Source organism: Faecalibacterium tardum (assembly GCF_040096515.1).
Taxonomy (GTDB): Bacteria; Bacillota; Clostridia; order Oscillospirales; family Ruminococcaceae; genus Faecalibacterium; species Faecalibacterium tardum.
Map to the genome: position 1 here is coordinate 1 of NZ_JBBMEO010000073.1, position 3,043 is coordinate 3,043.

At 51.6% G+C, this 3,043-nt stretch carries 7 protein-coding genes; all 7 read right to left on the bottom strand.

The features are described from left to right. Nucleotides 1-176, bottom strand: a 176-nt coding sequence (locus WMO44_RS14580) for an AAA family ATPase (RefSeq protein WP_349153011.1), incomplete at its 3' end; no start/stop codon positions are given. Nucleotides 177-197: 21 nt separating this feature from the next. Further along, nucleotides 198-584: a DUF2500 domain-containing protein gene (locus tag WMO44_RS14585; RefSeq protein WP_005945560.1), complete on the bottom strand. Its 387-nt coding sequence runs from the start codon at nucleotides 582-584 to the stop codon at nucleotides 198-200. Nucleotide 585: 1 nt separating this feature from the next. Then, complete coding sequence (locus WMO44_RS14590; RefSeq protein WP_172715510.1) at nucleotides 586-933, bottom strand: DUF6054 family protein; 348 nt, start codon at nucleotides 931-933, stop codon at nucleotides 586-588. A gap of 173 nt (nucleotides 934-1,106) precedes the next feature. After that, the gene (locus WMO44_RS14595; protein WP_097773944.1) at nucleotides 1,107-1,310 is read right to left on the bottom strand and encodes a transposon-transfer assisting family protein; all 204 of its coding nucleotides are present in this window, start codon (nucleotides 1,308-1,310) and stop codon (nucleotides 1,107-1,109) included. Next, nucleotides 1,300-1,815, bottom strand: coding sequence for a YodL domain-containing protein (locus WMO44_RS14600; protein ID WP_227612079.1), 516 nt, complete (start codon nucleotides 1,813-1,815; stop codon nucleotides 1,300-1,302). Before WMO44_RS14600 ends, WMO44_RS14595 begins: the two co-directional genes overlap by 11 nt. 8 nt (nucleotides 1,816-1,823) lie before the next feature. Then, nucleotides 1,824-2,711 carry an LPD16 domain-containing protein gene (locus WMO44_RS14605; protein WP_349153009.1) on the bottom strand — a complete coding sequence of 296 codons (888 nt, stop codon included), beginning with the start codon at nucleotides 2,709-2,711 and terminating at the stop codon, nucleotides 1,824-1,826. Next, the gene (locus WMO44_RS14610) at nucleotides 2,711-3,010 is read right to left on the bottom strand and encodes a hypothetical protein (RefSeq protein ID WP_349153010.1); all 300 of its coding nucleotides are present in this window, start codon (nucleotides 3,008-3,010) and stop codon (nucleotides 2,711-2,713) included. Before WMO44_RS14610 ends, WMO44_RS14605 begins: the two co-directional genes overlap by 1 nt. Nucleotides 3,011-3,043 lie beyond the last annotated feature (33 nt).

A 3,043-nucleotide genomic window follows, 5' to 3' on the forward strand; every position in this document is an offset into this window, starting at 1 on the left:
AGAAGCGTAGATTTTCCACTTCCATTTTCGCCAACAAAGAACGTAATGGGCTTATGGAATGTAAAAGTGTCGATTCCACTGATGGCAGGAATCTGACGAACATAATTGTATGGGCGAACTCTGTTCCAGTCGATGGTCAGCCCTTGGATAAACAAATCGTTCATACAGCACTCCATACTATATAATGTAAGAAACACTTAGCTCCGCTCAAACCCAAGATAGCGGGTGCCCTGAAAACTCAGCTTTCCGATGTCGCCCTGCATGAGCAGACCATAATCGCTTCCGTCCACTTCAAATTCCATGCGGTCGCCGCTCTCCACCTGAAAAGTCACATAGTACGATGTAAATGTGCTAGTGTCGTATCCGTGCGCACCGGACATATCGCCGGCATTGGCACTGCTGGAATGCGAAACATCGGTGCGCTTTGCTACCACTGTTGCCGGAACGGTAAGCCGCGGCGAGTGGTTGTTTTTGTTCCATGTGCGGAGATTTGAAATTAGAGCAAAGAAAAACATTCCAATAAAAAGCAGGAACAGGATTGGGAAAATGAAGCTGAATATAGCGTCAAACCATCCAAAAAACATTTTACTCCTCCAAAATTTCTTCCATCAGGTCCTTTACATCGTCCAGAAAAGATTCTTCACCGAGGGTGTTCACCTTGAAGAACACCGCTTGACTGCCTCCTGCGGTGATGGCAGACAGCCGGATCGGACTGTCTCCATTCTGGAACAGGGTCAGTGTCAGACTCAGGCGGTTGCCGCCCATCATGCTGTACCGTTCAAATACACGGACACTGCACCGGGCATCGCCCTCTTTGAAATCACTGCCTGCCTCCAAATCTGCCGACCAACTGCTGTCCGGGATTTCTTGTTCCAGCTTCCGAAGCAGCTTGTCAAAGTTTTTGTTTCGGATGGTCTTTTCAAAGATTGCCATAATGGTTCCTCCGTTCTGACAATTAAAATTCAGTCCCTTATTTTTGATACGAGCAGAGCCACAGGAAAATTGCGGAGAAATCGCTTGAAGAGAGGAATTTTGTCTAATTTGATTATAGCATATCTTTTGGAAGAACAAAATACTTTATGTACGCCGCCCGCAGGCGGCAAAAATCAGTCCAGTGGAAATTCCAGTTCGGCAAACTCAGCATCGGTCAGCAGTTTCAACTTTTCGATAACACCCTCCGACAGTTCCCGCAGGGCGGTTTCATCGGGCATCAGATAGCACTGCATCAGCCGCAACTCGTGTACCAGCCCCAGCCGGGTGCCGGTGTTGTAGAGCATCATCAGGGTCAATTCCTCGTGGTCAAAGTTCATGTTCAGCCCTCGCTTTCCGGCATCCAGTTGGGTTGCACTCCGGGGCATCGCACTTCTCCTTGAGCATTTGCAGAACAGAAGAGTGCTCCGGCTTTTTATCCAGAAACCCCGGCAGCTCCTTGAAGCCGATGCTGTCCACATAATGCACAGACACTTTGCCATTGCGTTTGAGTGCGATCACATCGCTGACCGACAGGCTGTGCCCCTCAAAATCCTGCGGACGGGAGAGGTTGAACATCTGAAATAGTTCTTCCAAAATCTCGTTGTTCGGCACATCCTGCCACATGGCGGGCAGATCAGCATAGTAGGTGACCTCGTAATGCTCCGGGTCGGGCGTTTTGCCCCGACGATGCAGTTCCCGCATGGAAGCAAATCTTTCATCGAGGATTTTTTCGTCATGCCGCAGCTGCATCACCATATAAACATCGCACCCCGCATTCAGAAACTTCTGCGGGATGTCCGTCATGGGTTCACCGTCAAAATTCTGGTTCCATTTTTGCTGCATCGTCCACCTCACAGTTCTGGCGCAGAACGTGCAGACGATTTTGGCGCAGACGTATCACTTGCCAGTTCTGCCAGCTTTTCCAGTGTGGAAGGGCGGTGGTCTGTACGCAGTTCCTCGGCTTCCGCAACTTTATCCATGACGGCATCGTAGTCCTGCAACAGCCGCCGCCCCTTTTCCATGTGGTGTGCTTCCAGAATCTGCTCACGGGCTTCCTGAATGGTCAGTTCCGGGGCATCCAACTGCCCGCCGTCCATCACAGAATAATCGCTGTGGTAGAGGGTGTAGTCCCATCCATCCTCACAAGACTGGATGGCAAGGTAGCCTTTGCCGCCCAGTTCCCACGCCGCCTGCTCGTCCTGTGTCTGAATCTCCGGGTAGAAGTCGGCATGGTTTCGTTCCATGACCTCGGCAAACTGGCAGATGTGGAACACATTGCCCAGACCGCCCATGTCAAAGTGGTAATCATCCAGATGTTCCAGCCGTGCCGTGAAGCTGCGCCCATCCGGGTAATCCACCTGAATCACGCCGCCATCTGGAATGCGGTAGAGATCGTCATAGTGGCTGTTGATGAGACGAATATCCTTCGGCAGCGTTTCCGGCTCCCAGATGCGCCGTCTGCCGATGCCCGCCTGCGGGATGTTTTCGAGGATCTTTACGATTTCCTGTTGGATGACCTTGCGGTCATCGTCCGAAAGTGCAAACAGATACCAGTTCCGGGCGGCAGGGATGGCGTTCCGTCCATCGGGCGGCAGATTCTTTTCCGAGATCTGCCCACTTTCCAGCGGCTCACCAGTTACCTTGTTGTAGGTGGCAAAGCCGACCCCTGCACCGTTTTCCCGGAGATGCAGATAGCGTTCATCGTTGATAAGGTAGACCGCTTCTTTTATCTGCTCCATCAGCAGCCACCCTCAAATTCCAGAGAAAACTTGCTGCGGCCATCGGCTTCACAGGACAGCAGCACGGTGGCATTGTAGGTCTTGCCCTTGGCACTCTTGCAGTCCTTCAGCCGGACACGCCCATCCCGCAGCAGCTTGTCCGCCACATGGGAATCCAGTCGCTTACCCAGACGCTTGAAGAACGCATTGTCCTTCCACAGCACGAAACGGCACTCCCTGTTCTCACAGAACCAGCCCTTTTCACGCTCCACAACATTTGCACCGCAGTTCGGACAGACACCAATGATTTTGTTTTTCATAAGCGCATTTACTCCTTTTTTCATTTCCGTATT